General features: G+C 49.8%; 4 protein-coding genes. 2 read left to right on the top strand and 2 right to left on the bottom strand.

Translation table 11 applies throughout. The annotated features are described in order from the left end of the window. A partial coding sequence (locus tag Q0688_RS12040) for a hypothetical protein (protein WP_299076691.1) occupies window positions 1-254 on the bottom strand: 254 nt, incomplete at its 3' end. Further along, the gene (locus Q0688_RS12035; RefSeq protein ID WP_299076688.1) at window positions 251-1,351 is read right to left on the bottom strand and encodes an alkene reductase; all 1,101 of its coding nucleotides are present in this window, start codon (window positions 1,349-1,351) and stop codon (window positions 251-253) included. The genes Q0688_RS12040 and Q0688_RS12035, both read right to left, overlap by 4 nt. 113 nt (window positions 1,352-1,464) lie before the next feature. Between Q0688_RS12035 and Q0688_RS12030 the strand changes: the two genes are divergently transcribed. Together Q0688_RS12030 and Q0688_RS12025 are read left to right on the top strand one after the other, a co-directional pair. After that, on the top strand, window positions 1,465-2,646 hold the full coding sequence (locus tag Q0688_RS12030; RefSeq protein WP_299076685.1) for a LysR family transcriptional regulator: 1,182 nt from the start codon (window positions 1,465-1,467) through the stop codon (window positions 2,644-2,646). Next, the coding region (locus tag Q0688_RS12025; protein WP_299076682.1) for a hypothetical protein at window positions 2,630-2,841 on the top strand (212 nt) is incomplete at its 3' end. The genes Q0688_RS12030 and Q0688_RS12025, both read left to right, overlap by 17 nt.

Raw genomic sequence — 2,841 nt, 5'->3', positions numbered from 1 at the left:
TCGGCGGTCAGGTCGGGGAAATGCTGCGTTTGACCATTGGTATAGGTGATGTCCTGAATCCGGCCAGCGCCGTAGTGCGACCTTGCCGTTCCGTCGGTCAGGACGGTCCAGATATATGGCTGGTGATGGCGATGCGGCGACATCGTCTCGCCCGGGGCAAGGTGCAGGTGCCAAACCCGCATTGTATCGGTGTCCATCAGCAGATTCGTACCGATCTGGTGTCCTGCGGCGATATCCTGTGCCGACAAGGTCATGCCGCCCCCGACCATTCAGGATATGAACTGTACCCCTGCCTCGTTCCGCCAAAGAGCAGTGATCCATCGAATTCTGCCAGTGGCAGACCCTCGGCAAGGCGGCGCGGCAGATCGGGGTTGGCAATAAACGGGCGCCCGAAGGCCACGATGTCGGCAAGGCCAGATTTCAAGATGCTTGTGGCACGGTCCCGCGTGTATTTGCCCGCCACGATGATCTTGCCCGAATAGGCGGCGCGCAGATCACGGCGAAACTGTTCCGGGACTTGTGGAGCGTCGTTCCAATCTGCCTCGGACAGGTGGATGTAGACGAGGCCGATGCGGTCCAATTCTTTGGCGGCTTTCAGCATCACCTCGATCATCTCTTCATCAGCCATGTTGCGCTGCGTGATGTAGGGCGACATGCGGATACCTGTGCGATCGGCACCGATTTCGCCTGCGACAGCCTCTGCCACTTCGACAAGGAAGCGGATGCGGTTCTCTTGCGATCCGCCGTACTGATCTGTGCGGTGGTTCGACGAGCGGCGCAGGAACTCGTCAATCAGATACCCGTTGGCCCCGTGGATCTCGACACCATCAAAGCCTGCTTCGATGGCTTTCTTGGCTGAGTTAGCAAAATCTTGCACCACACGATCGATGTCTGCTTGGGTCATCTCTCTTGGTTGGATGCAATCGACCATGTTGCCGTTGCCATTCTCATCAGCAATCCAAACTTGCGTCTCTGTTGGAGCCAAAGCTGACGGTGCAATCGGCAGTTCACCCTTTTGAAAGATTGGGTGAGATACTCGACCGACATGCCATAGCTGACAGAATATCGCTGCACCTTGTGCTTTTGCTGCTGTGGTTACTGATTTCCAACCTTCAATTTGTGCATCGGTGTAAATGCCGGGAGTGAATGAGTAACCTTGAGAGTCATCAGAGATCTGCGTCGCTTCAGTGATGATAAGCCCTGCGCTAGCACGTTGTTGGTAATAGGTTGCCATCATATCGTTGGGTACATTGCCCGGCTGACTGCTTCGAGCTCGGGTCATGGGTGCCATCACGACACTATTTTGTAGCGTTAGACCTTTTAATTGTGTCTTATGGAATAATTTTGTCATGCTCAGGATTCTTGTGTTCTGTTGATGGTTGCCATTATATTTATTCGATTAATTTTAATAATTTGCTAAAATATGAATTCATTATTCGGTTTTAATGAATGGTAGGCGTAAGAGTGGATAAGTTTTCAGACATGAAGATGTTCGTTAGCATCGTGAAGCATCAAGGTTTAGCGGCAGCAGGGCGAGAGCTAGGCTTATCACCTGCGACCATGACGGCTAGGCTGCAGGCACTGGAAGAGCGATATGGCGTGAAGCTGTTGAATCGAAGTACTCGACATGTGTCTTTGACTGACTCTGGCGAGCTGTATCACAAGGCGTGTTTGGAGATATTGGATAACGTTAGCGAAGCCGAAAACCTGATTCAAAATGGTGTGAAAGAGGTTAAGGGCCCATTAAGAATCGCCGCACCGAAAGACATCGGCAAGCAGTATATTCTTCCTATTCTCTCTGAGTTCTGTCAGCAATATCCCGACGTGATCCCTTACCTGTATTTGAACGATAACCTGTCGAATATTGCAGAGTCGGGCATGGATGTGGGGATGATTTGCAAGGATGAACAAGTCAGTGGAGCAGATGTTTTGATCGCGCTTCATGCCAGAAAAAGTGCGCACTTTATTGATGATTTTTTGAAGATGAATCCTGTGGGTAAAGTCATCGTTTATCTGACAGGCACCGATCTCTATCGGGATATACCTAACGGGTGCAAAATCTGTGAAAACAGTATGAATCTGGCTGATGCTCAGGTGGTGTCTAATGATGCTTCACTGGCTTCAATACCGCAGAAATTTAGGTTTAAGTCTAGCGTCGTTCAGAAGAGTATTTACCTCCCAGATCTGAGTTCAGTTGCGGTAACGGAAACTAATTTATTCACAGTGGTAGGACATCTCCGAGAGGTTAAACAGCCTTTTATGGCGGTTGAATCTATGCAGTTGTTAGATGGTTCTGTTAGACTAGTATTGTTAGGTGATGCGGTTGCGCTGAATTACGATAGTGTGGCGATGGGATGGCAAGCTAGAGATCCGAGGTTTGAATGGCTAGGTAGGCGAGAGTATCGTGAAGCACTGAAGTGGATGCAACGCTCTGTGGCTACTATCAATACAAGTCTGGTGGAGGGAGGTGCTAACTCGGTGGGGGAGTCGATCGTTCTTGGAGTGCCAGTTCTAGCTAGTAAGATAGAAGGAAATGTGGGGATGCTAGGTGAAGACTATGACGGGTATTTTTCACCTGATGACAAACAAGAACTTGCGAATTTCACGCAATCCAAAAAAGGAGCGGCAAATGTCAAATGTAGCTGATGCTCAAAATCTCATTCAGGAAGTGTTTCCCACTTCCATACATGGGAGCGTCCAGATGGCGTGTTGGGTGGCATATCGAAAACTCAAATTATCAACTGAGCGGCGCGCGCAAACCATCTGGCAGGGCAGGGCCAGGAGAATAGATTCATGGGAACTAGATGCACTCCGGTACGAGAAGGCCAAACAAAATGAAAC

Source organism: uncultured Paraglaciecola sp. (genome assembly GCF_937123705.1).
GTDB lineage: Bacteria > Pseudomonadota > Gammaproteobacteria > Enterobacterales > Alteromonadaceae > Paraglaciecola.
Note: the sequence above shows the minus strand (reverse complement) of the source record. Positions and strands in the feature narration are given on the sequence as shown.